19 protein-coding genes are annotated in these 18738 nt (G+C 61.0%); 7 read left to right on the top strand and 12 right to left on the bottom strand.

Annotated elements, in window-relative coordinates:
* Nucleotides 1–5 precede the first annotated feature (5 nt).
* Nucleotides 6–719, top strand: coding sequence for a DUF3108 domain-containing protein (locus HX823_RS03660; protein WP_033900686.1), 714 nt, complete (start codon nucleotides 6–8; stop codon nucleotides 717–719).
* A 263-nt stretch (nucleotides 720–982) separates the two neighbouring features.
* Nucleotides 983–1171 carry a hypothetical protein gene (locus tag HX823_RS03655; protein WP_044287624.1) on the top strand — a complete coding sequence of 63 codons (189 nt, stop codon included), beginning with the start codon at nucleotides 983–985 and terminating at the stop codon, nucleotides 1169–1171.
* A 98-nt stretch (nucleotides 1172–1269) separates the two neighbouring features.
* Here the strand turns inward: HX823_RS03655 and HX823_RS03650 are convergent, their stop codons facing one another.
* The 7 genes from HX823_RS03650 to HX823_RS03620 all read right to left on the bottom strand — a co-directional run bounded on the left by HX823_RS03650 (nucleotide 1270) and on the right by HX823_RS03620 (nucleotide 8899).
* Entirely contained in the window at nucleotides 1270–1815 is a 546-nt protein-coding gene (locus tag HX823_RS03650) for a DUF2058 domain-containing protein (RefSeq protein ID WP_016976511.1), read from the bottom strand.
* A 25-nt stretch (nucleotides 1816–1840) separates the two neighbouring features.
* Entirely contained in the window at nucleotides 1841–2674 is an 834-nt protein-coding gene (gene mazG / locus HX823_RS03645; protein WP_038847693.1) for a nucleoside triphosphate pyrophosphohydrolase, read from the bottom strand.
* Nucleotides 2674–4917, bottom strand: a complete 2244-nt coding sequence (gene relA / locus HX823_RS03640; protein ID WP_177074142.1) for a GTP diphosphokinase — start codon at nucleotides 4915–4917, stop codon at nucleotides 2674–2676. Before relA ends, mazG begins: the two co-directional genes overlap by 1 nt.
* Nucleotides 4918–5036: 119 nt before the next feature.
* Nucleotides 5037–6389 carry a 23S rRNA (uracil(1939)-C(5))-methyltransferase RlmD gene (gene rlmD / locus HX823_RS03635; RefSeq protein ID WP_177074141.1) on the bottom strand — a complete coding sequence of 451 codons (1353 nt, stop codon included), beginning with the start codon at nucleotides 6387–6389 and terminating at the stop codon, nucleotides 5037–5039.
* Nucleotides 6389–7291 (bottom strand): cysteine synthase CysM, encoded by a 903-nt coding sequence (gene cysM / locus HX823_RS03630; RefSeq protein ID WP_038847688.1) that lies wholly within the window; start codon nucleotides 7289–7291, stop codon nucleotides 6389–6391. Before cysM ends, rlmD begins: the two co-directional genes overlap by 1 nt.
* 111 nt (nucleotides 7292–7402) lie before the next feature.
* The gene (locus HX823_RS03625; RefSeq protein ID WP_177074140.1) at nucleotides 7403–7999 is read right to left on the bottom strand and encodes a tRNA-uridine aminocarboxypropyltransferase; all 597 of its coding nucleotides are present in this window, start codon (nucleotides 7997–7999) and stop codon (nucleotides 7403–7405) included.
* Nucleotides 8000–8005: 6 nt separating this feature from the next.
* Nucleotides 8006–8899, bottom strand: coding sequence for a LysR family transcriptional regulator (locus HX823_RS03620; RefSeq protein WP_028617381.1), 894 nt, complete (start codon nucleotides 8897–8899; stop codon nucleotides 8006–8008).
* Nucleotides 8900–9048: 149 nt separating this feature from the next.
* On the opposite strand from HX823_RS03620, the gene speB reads away from it, so the two are divergent.
* From speB to HX823_RS03600, 4 genes are read left to right on the top strand one after another with little or no spacing between them, the layout of a single operon-like run.
* The gene (speB, locus tag HX823_RS03615) at nucleotides 9049–9999 is read left to right on the top strand and encodes an agmatinase (protein WP_016976505.1); all 951 of its coding nucleotides are present in this window, start codon (nucleotides 9049–9051) and stop codon (nucleotides 9997–9999) included.
* Nucleotides 9999–10421, top strand: a complete 423-nt coding sequence (locus HX823_RS03610) for a nuclear transport factor 2 family protein (protein ID WP_038847685.1) — start codon at nucleotides 9999–10001, stop codon at nucleotides 10419–10421. Before speB ends, HX823_RS03610 begins: the two co-directional genes overlap by 1 nt.
* Before the next feature lie 21 nt (nucleotides 10422–10442).
* Entirely contained in the window at nucleotides 10443–12032 is a 1590-nt protein-coding gene (locus HX823_RS03605; protein WP_177074139.1) for a cytosine permease, read from the top strand.
* 24 nt (nucleotides 12033–12056) lie between these two features.
* Complete coding sequence (locus tag HX823_RS03600) at nucleotides 12057–13439, top strand: sodium:solute symporter (protein ID WP_177074138.1); 1383 nt, start codon at nucleotides 12057–12059, stop codon at nucleotides 13437–13439.
* A 64-nt stretch (nucleotides 13440–13503) separates the two neighbouring features.
* Here HX823_RS03600 and HX823_RS03595 read toward each other — a convergent pair whose 3' ends face one another.
* From HX823_RS03595 to HX823_RS03585, 4 genes are all read right to left on the bottom strand, one after another.
* Nucleotides 13504–13887, bottom strand: a complete 384-nt coding sequence (locus tag HX823_RS03595) for a hypothetical protein (RefSeq protein WP_177074137.1) — start codon at nucleotides 13885–13887, stop codon at nucleotides 13504–13506.
* Nucleotides 13884–14486, bottom strand: coding sequence for a peptidoglycan recognition family protein (locus HX823_RS03590; protein ID WP_038847313.1), 603 nt, complete (start codon nucleotides 14484–14486; stop codon nucleotides 13884–13886). Before HX823_RS03590 ends, HX823_RS03595 begins: the two co-directional genes overlap by 4 nt.
* Nucleotides 14487–14721: 235 nt before the next feature.
* A complete protein-coding gene (locus HX823_RS31905; RefSeq protein WP_003193089.1) occupies nucleotides 14722–14844 on the bottom strand; it encodes a PA1414 family protein in 123 nt (40 codons plus the stop codon).
* A 142-nt stretch (nucleotides 14845–14986) separates the two neighbouring features.
* Nucleotides 14987–15880, bottom strand: coding sequence for a LysR family transcriptional regulator (locus HX823_RS03585; protein WP_038847298.1), 894 nt, complete (start codon nucleotides 15878–15880; stop codon nucleotides 14987–14989).
* A gap of 103 nt (nucleotides 15881–15983) precedes the next feature.
* Between HX823_RS03585 and HX823_RS03580 the strand changes: the two genes are divergently transcribed.
* Nucleotides 15984–17192: an MFS transporter gene (locus tag HX823_RS03580; RefSeq protein WP_038847295.1), complete on the top strand. Its 1209-nt coding sequence runs from the start codon at nucleotides 15984–15986 to the stop codon at nucleotides 17190–17192.
* Here the strand turns inward: HX823_RS03580 and HX823_RS03575 are convergent.
* Nucleotides 17104–18567, bottom strand: a complete 1464-nt coding sequence (locus HX823_RS03575) for an NCS1 family nucleobase:cation symporter-1 (RefSeq protein ID WP_177074136.1) — start codon at nucleotides 18565–18567, stop codon at nucleotides 17104–17106. The genes HX823_RS03580 and HX823_RS03575 overlap by 89 nt on opposite strands.
* Between the last annotated feature and the right edge of the window lie 171 nt (nucleotides 18568–18738).

Below are 18738 nucleotides of genomic sequence, written 5' to 3'. Positions count from 1 at the left end.
ATTTTATGCGTCGCGCCTTGCTCTTCGCTTTTGCGCTGTTCGCCTTGCCAGCCGTGCAAGCAGCAGACCTTCACCCTTTCTCCGTAAGCTACACCGCCGACTGGAAACAGCTGCCCATGAGTGGTTCGGCTGAACGCAGCCTGGCCAAGAATGGCGACGGCACCTGGACCTTGAACTTCAAGGCTTCCATGATGATCGCCAGCCTCACCGAAACCAGCGTGATCCAATTCGACAAGGACACCCTGCAACCGAAGAGCTACACCTTCGAACGCGGTGGCCTGGGCAAGGCGAAGAAGATCAACCTGGACTTCGACCAGACCGCCAAGAAAGTCACCGGTTTTGAAAACAAGGACGCGGTCAACGTGCCCCTGCAAAGCGGCATGCTCGACAAGTCGACCTATCAGTTGGCCCTGCAGCGCGATGTGGCGGCCGGCAAGAAGAGCATGAGCTACAACGTGGTGGAAGGCACTGACGTCGACACCTACGACTTCCGCGTGATCGGCCCGGAAAAGGTCCAGACCAAGGTCGGCTCCATCGACGCGATCAAGGTTGAGCGCGTGCGTGACCCGACTCAGAGCAAGCGCATCACCCAGATGTGGTTTGCCAAGGACCAGGGCGGCATCCTGGTTGCCTTGCGTCAGGTGGAAACCGACGGCAAGGAATACAACATCATGCTGCAGGACGGTACTGTTGACGGTAAGGCTGTTAAAGGTAGCTGATCGGTAGCTGGAACAAAGAGCCTCGCGAATGCGGGGCTTTTTTTCGCCCGTCGATTGAGCCGCCCCTGATGCGAACATGAAACTTTTGTCATAAAACTCAGCGCCCTGCGGCGCAATGCCGCGGTTTACAAGGCCTGCAGGACTGTTGCATTGGCTGCAATGAATTGTTGCGCGAAAAGTCGGTTTACTTAGCAAGCTAACAAATCATATAACGAAGGCCTGCGACGACTTGCCGCAGATCCACCAGAGATTGGAGCAAGCAGATGACTGTAAAAGTAACTGAACGCGACGACGAACATATGTCCCACGAAGCACTGGGCCATGGGATTCACATCTGGGATGTACACCAACAAGACCTGTTGGTCGGCATGTTTCACAACGAGAGCGACGCTCATAATTATAAAAACGAGCTTGAAGCCCTTGAGATGAGACGCCAGGCGCAAAGCTCCTGAGACTCTGAAATTCGGCAGGCATCCAGCCCCACACAGCAGCTGGATTGCCTGCAAACAAAAACCCCGCCTTTTCAGCGGGGTTTGTTGTTTCTACAGCCTTACCACATCAGATCATCCGGAATCTGATAGGCCGCGTACGGGTCATCCTCGTCCGGCACCTGGCTTTCCGTCAGGATGTTGAGCTGCACGATACGCTCCGGTGCGCGCTCCTGGATCTTCAGCGCCGCTTCGCGCGGGATCACCTCGTAGCTGCCGCCGTGATGCACGATAGCCAGGGAGCCGTTGCTCAGCTTGTTGCGCATCAAAGTGTTGACCGACAGGCGCTTGACCTTCTTGTCATCCACGAAGTTGTAGTAGTCCTCGGTGGTCAGCTTGGGCAGGCGCGACGTCTCGATCAGCTGCTTGACCTGGGCGGTGCGCGCCTTGGCTTCGGCTTTTTCCTGCTGCTGACGGTTCAGCTCCTGGTCGCGCTTGACCTTCTCGGCGTGCGCTTCGGCCGCCAGGCGGGCCTGGGTGTCATCCGCCTCGATCTGGCCTTTATGGACCAGGCGCTGCTGCTTCTGTTTCTCTTTGCCGACCTGCTTGGCCTGCTTTTGGTTGACCAGACCTGCTTTGAGCAACTGGTCGCGAAGGGAAAGGCTCATGGTGCTTACTCACTTAGGCAACTGCTCAACCGCAGCTGGACACATTCTTTTCCTGACGTTTGGCTTCGCCCCACAGGGCGTCCATCGTTTCGAGGGTGCAATCTTCTATGGATTGGTGCGTATCACGCAATGCCTGTTCGATAAATCGGAAGCGTCGTTCGAACTTGGCATTGGCGCCACGCAGCGCGGTTTCCGGGTCGACCTTGAGGTGACGGGCCAGGTTGACCGCCGCGAACAGCAGGTCACCGACCTCATCGGCAATCGCCGCAGAATCGTTGTCGGCCATGGCTTCGAGCACTTCATCGAGCTCTTCGCGCACGTTATCCACCACCGGCAGGGCCGACGGCCAGTCGAAGCCGACCTGGCTGGCGCGCTTCTGCAATTTGGCGGCGCGGGACAGGGACGGCAGCGCCGTGGGCACGTCATCCAGCAGGGAAAGTTGCTCCGGCGCGTCGGACTTTTCCGCACGCTCCTCAGCCTTGATCTGCTCCCAGCGCTCCTTGACCTGTTCTTCACTCAGCTGCGGGATGTCCAGCGGTGCGTACAGATCGCCCGTGGGGAACACGTGGGGATGACGACGGATCAGCTTGCGCGTGATGCTGTCGATCACCCCGGCGAATTCGAAGCGCCCTTCTTCCCGTGCCAACTGGCTGTAATACACCACCTGGAACAACAGGTCGCCCAACTCGCCTTGCAGGTGATCGAAGTCGCCGCGCTCAATGGCATCGGCCACTTCGTAGGCTTCTTCCAGGGTGTGCGGGACGATGGTGGCGTAGGTTTGCTTGATGTCCCACGGGCACCCGTATTGCGGGTCCCGCAGGCGGCTCATCAAGTGCAGCAGGTCTTCAAGCGAATACATCATGGGGTTCGGTTACGCCGCGTCTCGATGATATTCGGCAGCTGGGAAATCCGCCCCAGCAACCGCCCCAGTGCGTCCAGCCCCGGAATCTCGATGGTCAGGGACATCAACGCAGTGTTGTCCTCTTTGTTCGAGCGGGTGTTGACCGCCAGCACGTTGATCCGCTCATTGAGCAATACTTGCGACACATCCCGCAGCAAGCCGGAACGGTCGTAAGCACGAATAATGATGTCCACCGGATAGGTGAGCACCGGCACCGGGCCCCAGCTGACCTGGATGATCCGCTCCGGCTCACGCCCGCCCAGTTGCAGCACCGAGGCGCAGTCCTGGCGGTGAATGCTCACGCCACGGCCCTGGGTGATGTAGCCGACGATGGCGTCACCCGGCAACGGCTGGCAGCAGCCGGCGATTTGGGTCATCAGGTTGCCCACGCCCTGGATCTGGATATCGCCACGTTTGCCGGGCTTGTAGCCGGTGGCCTTGCGTGGGATCAGTTCCAGCTGTTCGCTGCCGCGTTCCGGCTCGACCAGTTGTTGCGCCAGGTTGACCAGTTGGGCCAGGCGCAAATCGCCGGCACCGAGGGCGGCAAACATGTCTTCGGCGATCTTCATGTTGGCTTTTTCGGCCAACTTGTCGAAGTCCACCTGAGGCAGACCGAGGCGCCCCAGTTCGCGCTCAAGCAAGGTTTTACCGGCGGCGACGTTCTGGTCGCGCGCCTGCAATTTGAACCAGTGGACGATCTTCGCCCGCGCCCGCGACGTGGTGATGTAGCCCAGGTTCGGGTTCAGCCAGTCGCGGCTCGGCGTGCCGTGCTTGCTGGTGATGATCTCGACCTGTTCACCGGTCTGCAGGCTGTAGTTGAGCGGAACGATGCGCCCATTGATCTTGGCGCCCCGGCAGTTGTGGCCGATCTCGGTGTGCACGCGGTAGGCGAAGTCCAGCGGCGTGGCGCCCTTGGGCAAGTCGATGGCGTGGCCGTCCGGGGTGAAGATGTAGACCCGGTCCGGCTCGATATCCACGCGCAGCTGTTCGGCCAGGCCGCCGATGTCGCCGAGTTCTTCGTGCCATTCCAGCACTTGGCGCAGCCAGGAGATTTTCTCTTCGTACTGGTTGGAACCGGCCTTGACGTCGGTGCCCTTGTAGCGCCAGTGCGCACACACGCCCAGCTCGGCCTCTTCGTGCATGGCGTGGGTGCGGATCTGCACTTCCAGCACCTTGCCTTCGGGGCCGATTACCGCGGTGTGCAGCGAGCGATAGCCGTTCTCCTTGGGGTTGGCGATGTAGTCGTCAAACTCCTTGGGAATGTGCCGCCACAGCGTGTGGACGATGCCGAGCGCGGTGTAGCAGTCGCGCATTTCCGGCACCAGCACGCGCACGGCCCGCACGTCGTAGATCTGGCTGAAGGCCAGGCCCTTGCGCTGCATTTTGCGCCAGATGGAATAGATGTGTTTGGCGCGGCCGCTGATGTCGGCATCGACGCCGGTGGCCTGCAACTCGGAACGCAACTGGTTCATCACGTCGGCGATGAAGCGCTCACGGTCCAGCCGCCGCTCGTGCAGCAGCGTGGCAATCTGTTTGTATTGATCGGGTTCGAGGTAGCGGAAGGACAAGTCCTCCAGCTCCCACTTGATATGACCGATACCCAGGCGGTGCGCCAGCGGTGCGTAGATATCGAAAACTTCGCGGGCGACGCGGTTACGTTTCTCGTCGTCGGCGGTCTTCACCGCACGGATCGCGCAGGTGCGCTCGGCCAGCTTGATCAGGGCGACACGCACATCGTCGACCATCGCCACCAGCATCTTGCGCAGGTTTTCGACCTGACCCTGGGTGCCCAGCACCATGGACTGACGTGGGCTGAGGCTGGCGCTGATCGCGGCCATGCGCAGCACGCCGTCGATCAACTTGGCCACCACGGCGCCGAAACGCTGGCTGACGGTGGGCAACTGAATATGCCCTTCACGCACACCGCGATACAGCACGGCGGCAATCAGTGAATCCTGGTCCAGCTTGAGATCGGCGAGGATCTCGGCGATTTCCAACCCGGTGCGAAAGCTTGAAGTGCCTTCGGCCCAAAGGTTCTTGGCCGCATTGTCTTGCTGCTCAGACTCGCGAGCGAACTCGCAGGCTGCTTTCAAGGCTTCACGGTCCAGTGCCGGGTCGACACTGATGGCATGATCCAGCCATGCCTCGAGATTGATACTGCCGTCGGTGTTGATCGGCTGGTGTGCTCTCACCTGTACCATCTTGCTTACCTTCCCTACGACGCACCTTCGATGCGCCAGAATTCATCGCCGACCTTCTACTGCTCCCTGGCAGATCACAGGCCCTGGAGACGACAGGCCGGTCGGATTAAACGGGCATCCTAGCCCGCTTCAAATAACGCCATGGCCTCGACATGCGCGGTTTGCGGAAACATGTCGAGGATCCCGGCACGTTTTAGCCGGTAGCCTTGCTTGACCAACTCAACCGTGTCCCGCGCCAGCGTGGCCGGGTTGCAGGACACATACACCAGACGCTTGGCTCCCAGGGTCGCGAGCTTGCGCACAACCTCCAGGGCACCATCACGGGGTGGGTCCAAGAGTACCGCAGAAAAGCCCTGTTTGGCCCATTCCGCGTCAGTCAAAGGCTGGGACAAATCGGCCTGAAAAAACTGCGCATTATGCAAATCGTTGCTGACGGCGTTGACGGCCGCGCGGTCTACCATGGTCTGCACGCCTTCCACCGCCACCACTTCACGCACCTGGCGCGCCAGTGGCAGAGCGAAGTTGCCCAAGCCGCAAAACAGGTCTAGCACCCGTTCGTCGGGTTGTGGCGCCAGCCATTCAAGGGCTTGGGCCACCATTGCTTCGTTGACCCCGGCGTTGACCTGCACGAAGTCGCCAGGTCGGTAGGCCAACTCCAGATCCCATTGTTCCAATCGAAAACCCAAGACCGAATCGACTTCGACCGGCTCAGGTTGACCCTCGCCATGCAGCCACAATTGGGCTTCATGGAAGGCACAAAATTCTTTCAACACCTGCAGGTCCGCTTCCGACAGCGGCGCCATGTGCCGCAGCAACACGGCGATGGAGGTGCCGCTGAACAATTCAACATGCCCCAGGGCCTGCGGTTTGCTCAGGCGACGCAGCATGTTCGGCAGACGCTGCATGATCGGTTGCAAGGCCTGTACCAGCACTGGGCAATCGTCGATGGCAACAATGTCCTGGCTGGCCACGGCGCGGAACCCTACTTCCAGCTGTTTGGCCTTGGCATCCCAGCGCACGGCCACGCGGGCGCGGCGACGGTAACCGAATTCCGGACCACTCAAAGGCTGGGCCCACTCTTGCGGTTCGACACCGGCCACACGGGACAGTTGCTCGGCGAGCATGCGCTGTTTCAGGGCAAGCTGTTCGGTATGGGGCAAGTGCTGCACGCTGCAACCGCCGCAGCGGCCGACATGGGCGCACGGCGCCGGGCGGCGCAATTCGCTGGCCTTGAACACGCGCTCGGTGCGCGCCTCGACAATCTTGCCGTGGGCGCCCAACACCCGCGCTTCGACTTCTTCGCCGGCCAGCGCGCCGTTCACAAACCAGGTACGGCCTTCAAAGAACACGATGCCACGGCCGTCGTTGGCCAGGCGCTCGATGGTCAGGCGCTGTTTCTTGCCTACAGGAATCTGCGGGGCCCGGCTGCCGCCCGTCGGTTGGAAGCGCAGGCCTCTCTCGTGCTTGGCCATCAGTTGGGTTCGTCGAAGATGCCGGTCGACAGGTAGCGGTCGCCTCGGTCACAGATGATCGCGACGATCACCGCGTTTTCCACTTCCTTGGACAAACGCAACATGCCGGCCACCGCGCCACCGGAGGACACACCGCAGAAGATGCCTTCTTCACGGGCCAGGCGGCGGGTGGTGTCTTCGGCTTCGCGCTGGGCCATGTCGATGATGCGGTCTACGCGGGTCGCGTTGTAGATCTTCGGCAGATACTCCTCGGGCCAGCGGCGGATACCGGGAATGGCCGAGCCTTCCATCGGTTGCAGGCCGACGATCTGGATCGCCGGGTTCTGCTCCTTGAGGTAGCGCGAGTTGCCCATGATGGTGCCAGTGGTGCCCATGGAGCTGACGAAATGGGTGATGGTGCCCCCCGTCTGGCGCCAGATTTCCGGGCCAGTGGTGGTGTAGTGCGCCTCGGGGTTGTCGCCGTTGGCGAACTGGTCCAGCACCAGGCCACGGCCTTCGGCGGCCATGCGCTCGGCCAGGTCCCGTGCGCCTTCCATGCCTTCTTCCTGGGTGACCAGGATCAGCTGGGCGCCGTAGGCGGTCATCGCCGCCTTGCGTTCGGCGCTGCCGTTGTCGGGCATGATCAGGATCATCTTGTAACCCTTGATCGCGGCGGCCATGGCCAGGGCGATCCCGGTGTTACCCGAAGTGGCTTCGATCAGGGTGTCGCCGGGCTTGATCTGCCCGCGCAGTTCGGCGCGGGTGATCATCGACAACGCCGGGCGGTCCTTGACGGAGCCGGCCGGGTTGTTCCCTTCGAGCTTGAGCAACAGGGTATTGCTGGTTTCACCCGCCATGCGTTGCAAGCGGACCAGGGGCGTGTTGCCGACGCAATCGGCGATTGTAGGGTACTGCAAGGTCATGGCGTATTCGCAATCCAGACTGCGGGGGCGAACATCATACCGGGAAAGGCCGGCGGGCCATATCACGCAAAGTGCGGTGCTTATGGCTTAAAGGAATAAGGCACCGAATGTTCACTGCTCGCCATGGTTGCGTCTGAACACATCAGGCCCCATCGCCGCAATCTGGCCGTCGATCAACGCATCGAAGGGTTTGAGCAAGGGTGCAAACGAAGCTGGCGACTCCAGGACCTCCAGCGCCTGCACAATCGCTTCCACTGTCGACAGCGCGCCGGGGCCAGGCGCCTTGCGCAGCCGATAGCGGGACACTGCACTGTCGGCCAACGCCACCCTTGGCAACGCCGCCAATAGCGGGTTGAGGTGCAAAAGCTTGCGCGCCTTGCGCCAAGTGCCGTCGGGGACCACCAGCAGCAGCGGCTGATCTTCTGGCGCATAGGCTTTAAGTGGCTGGGCGTCGTCAGCCGGAAACAGCAGCCGTGCCTGGTAACCGGGCACGTTCAACAACGTCGGCAAGTCTTCAAACACCTCCCCTACTACCAACTGCGCATTTTTCAACCCCAACGCCGCCAGCCGTGCGGTATTCAGCGCATGGTTGACCTCGCTCGGGTGCTGCAACAGCAACACGCGGGTGCGGCTATCGAGGCTGGGGATCAGCGCGCACAGGCAGTGGGCGACAGGCCTGAGGCAACGGGAACATTGGGGTCTGGACATGGTTTATCAGGCCTGGTTGAGCTGGGCTTTGAGCAAGTCGCGGAACGTCTGGATCAGCGGTTCACGGCTGCGACCTCGACGCATGATCATCGAGAAGGGTGCCTGGTAGCCGAAGGTCGCCGGCAGCAAGACGCGCAAATCGCCTTTGTCGGCCCAGGCCTGGGCGTAGTGTTCGGGCAAATAACCGATGTAGGCGCCGGACAGCACCAGGATCAACTGCGCCTCCATACTTTCCACGGTGGCGGCACTGTGTTTGAAGCCGTGCCTTGCCAATTCGGCCTGGCTCCAGTAGCCGCGACCGACCATTCGTTGCTGCGTGATCACCTGCTCGGGAATGCGCCGTTCATTGAACAAAGGATGCCGCGTGCTGCAATACAACCAGTGCTGCTCGCGGTACAGCGGCATGTAGATCAGTCCGCTCATGCGGTTGGAAAACGCGCCGATGGCCAGGTCGAGACGGTTGTCCTGCACGCCCAGTTGCAGTTCGTAAGGGCTCATCACCGACAGATGCAAGTGCACCGCCGGGTGTTCCAGGCTGTAGGCGCCGATCACTTCGGCGAAGGGTAACGCTTTGTCGCTGACCGTGGAGTCCAGTACACCCAGCTTCAGCGTGCCGCGCAACTCGCCCTTCAACGCGGCGGCGTACTGCTCGAAACCTTCCAGCTCGCCCAACAGGCGCAAGGTTTCCTGATGGAACAACTCGCCCTTGCTGGTGAGGCTGAAACCACCCCGCCCGCGATGGCACAACACCAGGCCCAGCGCCGCTTCCAGCTGACTCATGTAGGTGCTGATGGCCGAGGTGGACAGGTTGAGTTCGTGCTGGGCATTGGCGAACCCCTGGTGCCGCACGACGCTGACGAAGATGCGCAGGAGTTTCAGGTCGGGCAAGGCGTTGGCCATGGTCGGCTCCGGGTGTGGGTCGTTGCAGTCTACCTGTGCGCATTAGTTTAGAAAAATCTGAACTAAGTATTTGCCCCTGCCGATTCTTTCGTTTCCACGTATTTCGCAGAATCGGCCCCTAACAAACAAAACAACGATGAGGCACTCCCGTGGACAAGATTTTCCACCAACCACTGGGCGGCAACGAAATGCCGCGCTTTGCCGGCATCGCCACCATGATGCGTCTTCCCCACCTGCAAACGGCCAAGGGCCTGGATGCCGCCTTTGTCGGCGTGCCGCTGGACATCGGCACCTCGCTGCGCGCCGGTACTCGCTTCGGGCCGCGTGAAATCCGCGCCGAATCCGTGATGATCCGCCCTTACAACATGGCCACCGGCGCCGCACCGTTCGATTCGCTGTCGGTGGCCGACATCGGCGACGTGGCGATCAACACCTTCAACCTGCTCGACGCCGTGCGCATCATCGAAGAAGCCTACGACGAGATCCTCGAACACGACGTGATCCCGATGACCCTGGGCGGCGACCACACCATCACCCTGCCGATCCTGCGGGCGATCCACAAGAAACACGGCAAGGTCGGGCTGGTGCACATCGATGCCCACGCTGACGTCAACGACCATATGTTCGGCGAGAAAATCGCCCACGGCACCACCTTCCGCCGCGCGGTAGAAGAAGGTTTGCTCGATTGCGACCGTGTGGTGCAAATCGGCCTGCGCGCCCAGGGCTACACCGCCGAAGACTTCAACTGGAGCCGCAAACAGGGCTTCCGTGTGGTCCAGGCCGAAGAATGCTGGCACCACTCCCTCGCGCCCTTGATGGCCGAAGTGCGTGAAAAAGTCGGCGGCGGTCCGGTGTACCTGAGCTTTGACATCGATGGCATCGACCCGGCCTGGGCACCGGGCACCGGCACCCCGGAAATCGGCGGGCTGACCACCATCCAGGCCATCGAGATCATCCGTGGCTGCCAGGGTCTCGACCTGATTGGTTGCGACCTGGTAGAAGTTTCGCCGCCCTACGACACCACCGGCAACACTTCGCTGCTGGGCGCCAACCTGCTGTACGAGATGCTCTGCGTACTGCCTGGCGTGGCCCATCGCTGATGAGCGCCCAAGAAGTACTGCAAGCCGCCGCCGACCTGGTGGCGGCCTTCGCCCGCAATGACCGCGCCGCCTACTTCGGCGCGTTCACGGCGGACGCCAGCTTCGTGTTCTACACCCTGCCCCAGCCGCTGCTCAGTCGCGACGCCTACCAGGCGTTGTGGGACCGCTGGCGTCGGGACGAGGGGTTCGAGGTGCTGTCCTGCACCTCGAGCAACGCCTTTGTCAGCCTGCAAGGTGACGTGGCGATTTTCATGCATGACGTGGCCACTGAGCTGCGCATGAACGGGGAGCAATTTTTTAGCCAGGAACGCGAGACCATTGTCTTCAAACGGCAAGAGTCTCGCACAGAACAAAAACAAGGCCTGTGGCTGGCCTGTCACGAACATTTGTCCGCTATGCCGGAAGGGCTGCCGCCCCCTTAGCCAATGTGATCGGAGCAGATCATGAATAATAAAAACAACGATAAAAGTATTCGCAAGATAGAAACCAACGGGGTCGAGCAGATCCCGGACCATGAGCGTACCGCCGGCCCCAAGGATCTGTTCCGACTGATCTTCGGCGGTGCGAACACCTTTGCCACCGCCGTGCTGGGTTCTTTTCCCGTGCTGTTCGGCCTGTCGTTCCAGGCCGGCGTCTGGGCAATTGTGCTGGGCGTGCTGGTGGGCGCGCTGATCCTGGCGCCGATGGGCCTGTTCGGGCCGATCAATGGCACCAACAACGCGGTGTCTTCCGGTGCGCACTTTGGCGTGCACGGGCGGATTGTCGGCTCGTTTCTCTCGCTGCTGACGGCGATTGCCTTCTTCTCACTGTCGGTGTGGAGTTCAGGTGATGCGCTGGTGGGCGGTGCGAAACGTCTGATTGGCTTGCCGGAAACCGACCTGAGCCTGGGCCTGGCCTACGGCGTGTTCGCGATTCTGGTGCTGACCGTGTGCATCTACGGCTTTCGCTTCATGCTGTGGGTCAATCGCATTGCGGTATGGGCGGCGAGCCTGCTGTTCCTGCTGGGGATCTTCGCGTTTGCGCCGGCCTTCGACAGCCACTACGCCGGCACTGTAGCGCTGGGCCAGACCGGCTTCTGGGCCGCCTTTATCGGCGCCGCACTGGTGGCCATGAGCAATCCGATTTCGTTCGGCGCGTTCCTGGGTGACTGGTCGCGTTACATCCCGCGTGAGACGCCGAAAATACGCATCATGCTGGCAGTGGTCCTGGCGCAAATCGCCACCTTGATCCCCTTCCTGTTCGGCCTGGCCACCGCGACCATCGTGGCGATCAAGGCACCGGACTATATTGCGGCCAACAACTATGTCGGCGGTTTGCTGGCCGTGGCGCCGAGCTGGTTCTTCCTGCCGGTGTGCCTGATCGCGGTGATCGGCGGCATGTCCACCGGCACGACGTCGCTGTATGGCACCGGGTTGGACATGTCCAGCGTATTCCCGCGCCTGCTGTCGCGGGTCAAGGCCACATTGCTGATCGGGGTGATGTCGATTGCCTTCATCTTTATCGGACGTTTCGCCGCCAACCTGGTGCAGAGCGTGTCGACCTTCGCCGTGCTGATCATCACCTGCACCACGCCGTGGATGGTGATGATGATCATCGGCCTGATCGTGCGTCGCGGCTTCTACTGCCCGGATGACCTGCAGGTGTTCACGCGCGGTGAAACCGGCGGCCGCTACTGGTTCAGCCATGGCTGGAACTGGCGCGGGCTGGGGGCCTGGATCCCGAGTGCGCTGGTGGGCCTGTGCTTCGTCAACCTGCCGGGGCAGTTTGTCGGGCCGCTGGGCAATCTGGCCGATGGCATTGATATCAGTTTGCCGGTGACGCTGGGGCTGGCCTCGGTGGTGTACCTGACCTTGCTTCGTGTGTTCCCGGAACCGGCGGCTGTTTATGGGCCGGCCGTTGTGGCGAGGGAGCTTGCTCCCGCTGGGCTGCGTAGCGGCCCCAAAAAAGCTGGCTCCAGCTTCGCTGTCGAACGGGAGCAAGCTCCCTCGCCACAACAAGCGTCCTCACCACAGCAAGCCTCTTCATCACAATAAAAAGATAATCGGAGAACCGCCGTCATGGCTTTGGATTTATTCGTCGTACTCATCTACGCCGCCGGCATGCTCGTGCTCGGCTACTACGGCATGCGCCGCGCCAAGACCCACGAAGACTACTTGGTGGCCGGGCGCAACCTGGGCCCGTCGCTGTACATGGGCACCATGGCCGCAACGGTGTTGGGCGGGGCGTCCACCGTCGGCACCGTGCGCCTGGGCTACGTGCATGGCATCTCCGGCTTCTGGCTGTGTGCCGCGCTGGGCATGGGCATCATTGCGCTGAACCTGTTCCTGGCCAAGCCGCTGCTGAAGCTGAAGATCTTCACCGTGACCCAGGTGCTGGAAAAACGCTACAACCCCATGGCCCGCCAGGCCAGCGCGGTGATCATGCTGGCCTACGCGCTGATGATCGGCGTGACCTCGATCCTGGCCATCGGCACCGTGCTGCAAGTGCTGTTCGGCCTGCCGTTCTGGATCTCGGTGCTGCTCGGCGGTGGCGTGGTGGTGGTGTACTCGACCATCGGCGGCATGTGGTCGCTGACGCTCACTGACATCGTGCAATTCGTGATCAAGACCGTCGGCCTGATGTTCATCCTCTTGCCGATCTGCCTGTACCGCGTCGGCGGCTGGGACGAACTGGTGGCCAAGCTGCCCGCGTCGAGTTTCAGCTTCACCGCGATCGGTTGGGACACCATCATCACCTACTTCATGATCTACTTCTTCGGCATCCTGATCGGCCAGGACATCTGGCAGCGGGTGTTCACTGCCCGTGACGAAAAGGTCGCCAAGTACGCAGGCACGTTCGCCGGTTTCTATTGCATCCTCTACGGCCTGGCCTGTGCGCTGATCGGCATGGCCGCCCATGTACTGATCCCGGACCTGGATAACGTCAACAACGCCTTTGCCGCCATCGTCAAAGCCTCGCTGCCGGACGGCATCCGTGGCCTGGTGATTGCCGCAGCACTGGCGGCAATGATGTCCACCGCCAGTGCCGGCCTGCTCGCCGCCTCCACCGTCCTGACCGAAGACCTGCTGCCACGCCTGCGGGGCGGCAAACAGTCGAGCCTGGCCATCAACCGCCTGTTCACGATGCTGACCGGCATTGCCGTGCTGGGTATCGCCCTGGTGGTGAGCGATGTGATCAGCGCTCTAACCTTGGCCTACAACCTGTTGGTGGGCGGCATGTTGATCCCGCTGATCGGCGCGATCTTCTGGAAGCGCGCCACCACCTCAGGCGCCATCACCTCCATGACCCTGGGCTTCGTGACGGCGCTGGTGTTCATGATCAAGGACGGGTTGGATGCAAACACGCCGATCTACTACAGCCTGGCGATCGGGCTGGTGAGTTTTGTGGTGGTGAGTTTGCTGTCGCGCCGGCCAGCGGGTGTAGCGGCCAACGCGGTTTGAGATACAACTGTATTTAGAGCGGTTTCTTCAGCGGGCGCGACGTCGGATGTCGTGCCCGTTTTTTTTACTCAGCATCCAGGCGGACCTGTTCGAACAAATCACCGCAAGACTTACAGCCAAAATACTGCTCGGTTGCAGGGCATTCGATCTCCCCTGTGGCCCCCGCCCTCACCCGCCAAGTACACGCCTTGCCGCGATACTTCAGTGTGCCTTCGAGGTAACAAGGTGCCCAGTCGTATTCGTCATGCAGCGTGCGTGCGTTAATAGGTTCAGCGCGCTTGAAGAAGGACGCGACTTGTCGCTCATCCAACATAACGTCGCTGGGTCGACAGCGCTCCGGTTCTTCGGAGTGGAAGCCCGAGATGGCAATGCCGTCGATATCCGCAGCGCAGGCCGCGCGCCCGGCAAGTATCACCCATACGCCCAACAACCCTCGCCGCAGGTTCATTGCCACACCGCGCTACTGGCTTCACCCGGATGTTTGTAGGAGATTTGCGGATGCGTGTAGACGTCCTCCGGCGTCAGGCGGAAATGGCCATACAACTCAGCCACCAACCACCGCAGGGATTGATTCTGCATAGCGGTCACGTCCTCGTAACGGGCAGCATCCAGATGCTTGCCGACCAATTCAATTCCCAAAGAGTCCGCGTTCATCGGGTATCGCTCAGGGTAGTCCTTGGTGCGCTCATAGCGGTCCAGCGCTCGAATCTGCAAGGCCCAGGTGAGTGCCTGGATAGGTTGGATTTGAGCGGTATCGCACGTCGCCTTATCCTTTGCCAGGCACTTGGAGCGCAGGTAGCGCCCAACGTGGTAACAGCGTTTTTTGAGGCTCGCCGTCTGATAGATCACGCCATTTTTCTCGATGAGAAAGTGCGCTCCATTGCCCTTGGCAAGGTAAGCATTAAAGGTGTGTTGCGCCGTCGGAGCATCCGTCTGGTGGACTACCAAAGCGCTCACGCTACGCAAATCCCCATGCTCGATCGTTGGAAACCGACGGAGTTCGACTCTTTCGGAAATCAACATGCCTTCGCTATCAATGCTCGACATTCCAATGCCCATTCATCCATGTGAAGGCAAAAATATAGAAGGACGAACCGGGAAAAGGGCACGGATGACAAAATAAGAAGAAGGCTCTGACAATGAGGCATGCCTCGTCAGACAGTTGCGGACACTACGAAATGTACGGCGAATACAGCCTGATTACAGGGAACCGAACACGCCCTGAAGAACGACCCGAGGTGTCAGCGCCCGCGCGATTGGATCGCGTGAGCGCTTCCAGGACTTACCTGCGACGTGGGCGACGTTGCTCGTCATCGGTGCGAATCGGCACGGGTTGCAGCGGAGGCTCGATCAAGCCCAGTGCAACACCCAGATCATGGAGCCAGTTTTGAATTTTCTCTTTCATGGTTGCCCCCTTTGAGGGTAATGCTGGTAGGCGCAAGTTCTGTCGCCTTTTCCTACAGTGATAGTAGCCCTAAGTCCTACGTAATGCTTGAACGAAACCACAACGAACTATTACTGAATTCATCAAAATCCTGACGGATCGCTCAAGCAATGGCGCGCGTGTCGTGCAGGACCTCAGCCTTGCCAGCTTGCTGCAGGTCGATCCATGCGTTGAGGTTAGCGCCGAGCATACCCTTTCGCCACATCAGCCAAGTGGTCGCAGTGGCAAAAGGCCCTTTCAGCGGATGAACGGACACGCTGTCCTTGCCGGGCAGGCTCTCCAGCATGGATTCGGACATCAACGCCACCCCGGACCCGGCGATCACGCACGCCAGCATGCCCTGATAAGACTCGATCTCAATCGCCCGGCCCATGGCCACCCGCTCATGGGAAAACCAGGTTTCCAGCCGGGTGCGATAGGCACAGCTGCGACGGAAGGTGAACACAGAACGCCCCGCCACATCCTGCGGACCCTGTACTGGCGGATGGTCGGCCTCGCAGATCAGCACCAGGCGTTCTTCGCACAAAGGCACACCGTCCAGGGAAGCGATGGTGATGGGGCCATCCACAAATGCCGCATCCAGCCGGCCGGTGATCAACCCTTCGAGCAGTTCTCCGCTGGGTGCCGATTGCACCTGAAGATTCACCATTGGATAAGCCTTGTGATAGCCCGCCAGCAGCTTCGGCAGATGCACCGCCGCTGTGCTGTACATGCTACCCACCACAAAATCGCCGGCCGGTTGCCCGCCTTGCACCGCGCCGTGGGCTTCGTCGTGCAGGGCCAGCAGTCGAGTGCTGTAGTCCAGCAACACCTTGCCGGCCGGAGACAGCTGCAAGCGCTGGCGCTCGCGCACGAACAGTTCTACGCCGAGCTGCTCCTCCATTTGCTTGAGGCGCGTCGACAGGTTCGACGGCACCCGATGCAAGCGCTCAGCCGCACGCGTGATGGAGCCCTCTTCCGCCACCGCCTGGAAAATGCGCAATTGACTGAACTCCATACCTTTCTCCAAAACTGAACAAGTTACTCACTATTATTCATTTTTGCAGAAAGTCAATCCACTTTAGCCTGAGGGTATTCGTTTACCCGCAGGAATACTGAACATGTCTCCATTAGTTCGCTTACTCGCCAGCTTTGTCGCCCTGATGATGGCGATGGGGATTGGCCGCTTCGCCCTCACCCCACAAATGCCCCATCTGCTCAGTGAAGGGCAGATCGACCTGACCGGCGCCGGCCTGATTGCCGCCGCCAACTACCTGGGCTACTTCGTCGGCGCGGTAGATTCGATCTTCGCGCGCAGCCACCATCATGTCCGTGGGCGTTTATATGGCGGGTTGTGGCTGTGCGTGCTGCTGACCCTGGCGTCGTACTGGGCCCACGGGTTCTGGCCGCACCTGTTGTTGCGCTTTGGCACCGGTGTCGCGAGTGCCTGGGCCCTGGTAATGATCACCAGCCTGAGCCAGCCGCTGGCGATTGCCGCCGGACGTCCGCGCCTGGGTGCCTTGGTCTTCGCCGGGCCGGGGCTGGGGATTTTGTTGACTGGCTTACTGGCGTTGGGCTCGAATCTGATGGGGCAAAATTCGGGCACATTGTGGCTGGTGTATGGCGGGGTGGCGCTGGTGATGTTGCTGGCCATCCTGCCTTTCCTGCCGAAGCCCTCCGCCAGCGGCACGCCCGTTGTCGGCCAGACCGATGCTGGAAGCAACGGCAGCATCGCGCACTTGTGCTGGATCTATGTGTTGTATGGTCTTGGTTACATCATCCCGGCGACGTTCCTGTCGCAGATGGCCAGCGCGCAATTCAAAGGTGCCTGGCAAGCCGACCTGTTCTGGCCATGCTTCGGCCTGGCCGCCGCGATTGGCGTGGTGGTGGCGACCCTACGCCGCAAGGACCCAGACACCACTCGCCGCTGGCTGATGACCACATTGTGGCTGCAAGCGGCCGGAGTGTTTGCCTGCTTGCTGGGCAATGGCTGGGGCCTGGCATTGGGGGTGCTGCTGTGCGGCGGGCCGTTCCTGGCCTGCATGCAGTTGGTGATGGCACGCCTGCGCGAGGTCGCGCCCCACGGCTACCAGCGCAGCACCGGACTGCTGACCGCCAGCTTCGCCATCGGCCAATTGAGCGGGCCGTTGCTGGCCTCGATCAGCAGCCACCTGAGTGGTGGGCTGCAACCGGCACTGGTGGTGGCCGGCGCTGGCTTGCTGTTGGCGGGCTCGATCCTGGTCAGCCGGCAACCAGCGGTGCAGGCACACGCCCCTGTTCACGCCGCGCCAACACCAGGAAAAACAGCCCACCCAGGAAGCAGCCGGTAAACCAGGCAAAGTTGGCCATGCCCTGCAACGCCGGGGTAAAGGTGATCGCGACGCCCACCAGCGTCGCAGGCACCAGCGCCTTGACCGCCGTCCAGTTCACACCACCGTCGAAGTAGTAACGTCCGCTCGGGCTGTCATCGAACAACGCGTCCACGTCGATCTGCTGTTTTTTGATCAGGTAGAAATCCACCAGCAGGATGCCGAACAGTGGCCCGATAAAAGCCGCGAGAATATCCAGGGTGTAGTGGATCATCAGCGGGTTATTGAACAGGTTCCACGGTGTGATGAAGATCGACGCTACTGCGGCGATCATCCCACCCGCGCGCCAGCTGATCTTGCTCGGCGCAACGTTGGCGAAGTCAAAGGCTGGGGACACGAAGTTGGCGACGATATTGATACCGATGGTCGCGGTGACAAAAGCAAACGCCCCCAGCAACACCGCCATGCTGTTATCGATGCGCGAAACCGTGGCGATCGGGTCATGCAGCATTTCACCGAACACCGGCAAAGTGCCCGAGACGATCACCACGGTGACCAGGGAAAACGCCAGGAAATTCACCGGCAGCCCCCAGAAGTTGCCGCGCCGTACGTCCTGCATGCTGCGGCAGTAGCGGCTGAAGTCACCGAAGTTCAGGGTCGGCCCGGAGAAGTACGACACCACCAACGCCGTCGCCACGATCACCTGGCCGAAGGCCTGCCAGCCCGACAGCGATTTTTCCGCCAGGGTAAAGCTGATGTTCGACCAGCCCGCCTTCCACACGATCCAGCCCGCCTTCCACACGATCCAGCCCGCCAGGGCGAACATCACCGCGTAGACCACAGGCCCCGCCCAATCGATAAAACGCCGGATGGATTCCATGCCGGCCCAGAACACCGCCGCTTGCAACAGCCACAGGCTGAGGAAACCAAACCAGCCAAGGTAGGACAAGCCTGCGAAATGCGGCTCCGCGTACACCGCCATCTGTGGGAAGAAGCGCAGCACCACGATGATCAAGGCGCTCGACGCCAGGTATGTCTGAATCCCATACCAGGCCACCGCGATCAAGCCGCGAATCACCGCAGGAATGTTCGCGCCAAACACGCCAAATGCCAGGCGACAGATCACCGGATAAGGCACAGCGGCTTGCTGGCTCGGTTTGGCTACCAGATTGGCGATCACTTGCACGATGCAGATCCCGGCGAGCAAGGCGATCAGCACCTGCCAACTGGCGAGGCCCAGGGCGAAGAGGCTGGCAGCGAACACATAACCGCCGACGCTGTGCACGTCGCTCATCCAGAAGGCGAAAATGTTGTACCAGTTCCACTTTTGCGGCAGCGGGCCCAGGTCCTGGTTATACAGGCGTGGGCTGTAGCCTTTGGGCAATTGTTCGGTCATCGCGGGGCTCCTCGAAATACCGGCCTGCACTTCCGTCACGGGGATGCATACGGGAGGCCGCATGGTTTGTATACGAGGCATTCAGCAGAATGCGTGCCAATTGAGCCCAATCCCTCTGGAACGGCGTTCCAAAGGGAGGGGAACAGACATGGACACAGGGCCTACGCTCAG

Origin of the sequence: Pseudomonas sp. P7759 (assembly GCF_013386445.1) — a bacterium.
GTDB lineage: Bacteria > Pseudomonadota > Gammaproteobacteria > Pseudomonadales > Pseudomonadaceae > Aquipseudomonas > Aquipseudomonas azotoformans_A.
The sequence above is the reverse complement of the archived record's forward strand: the minus strand, read 5'-3'. Positions and strand labels throughout refer to the sequence as shown.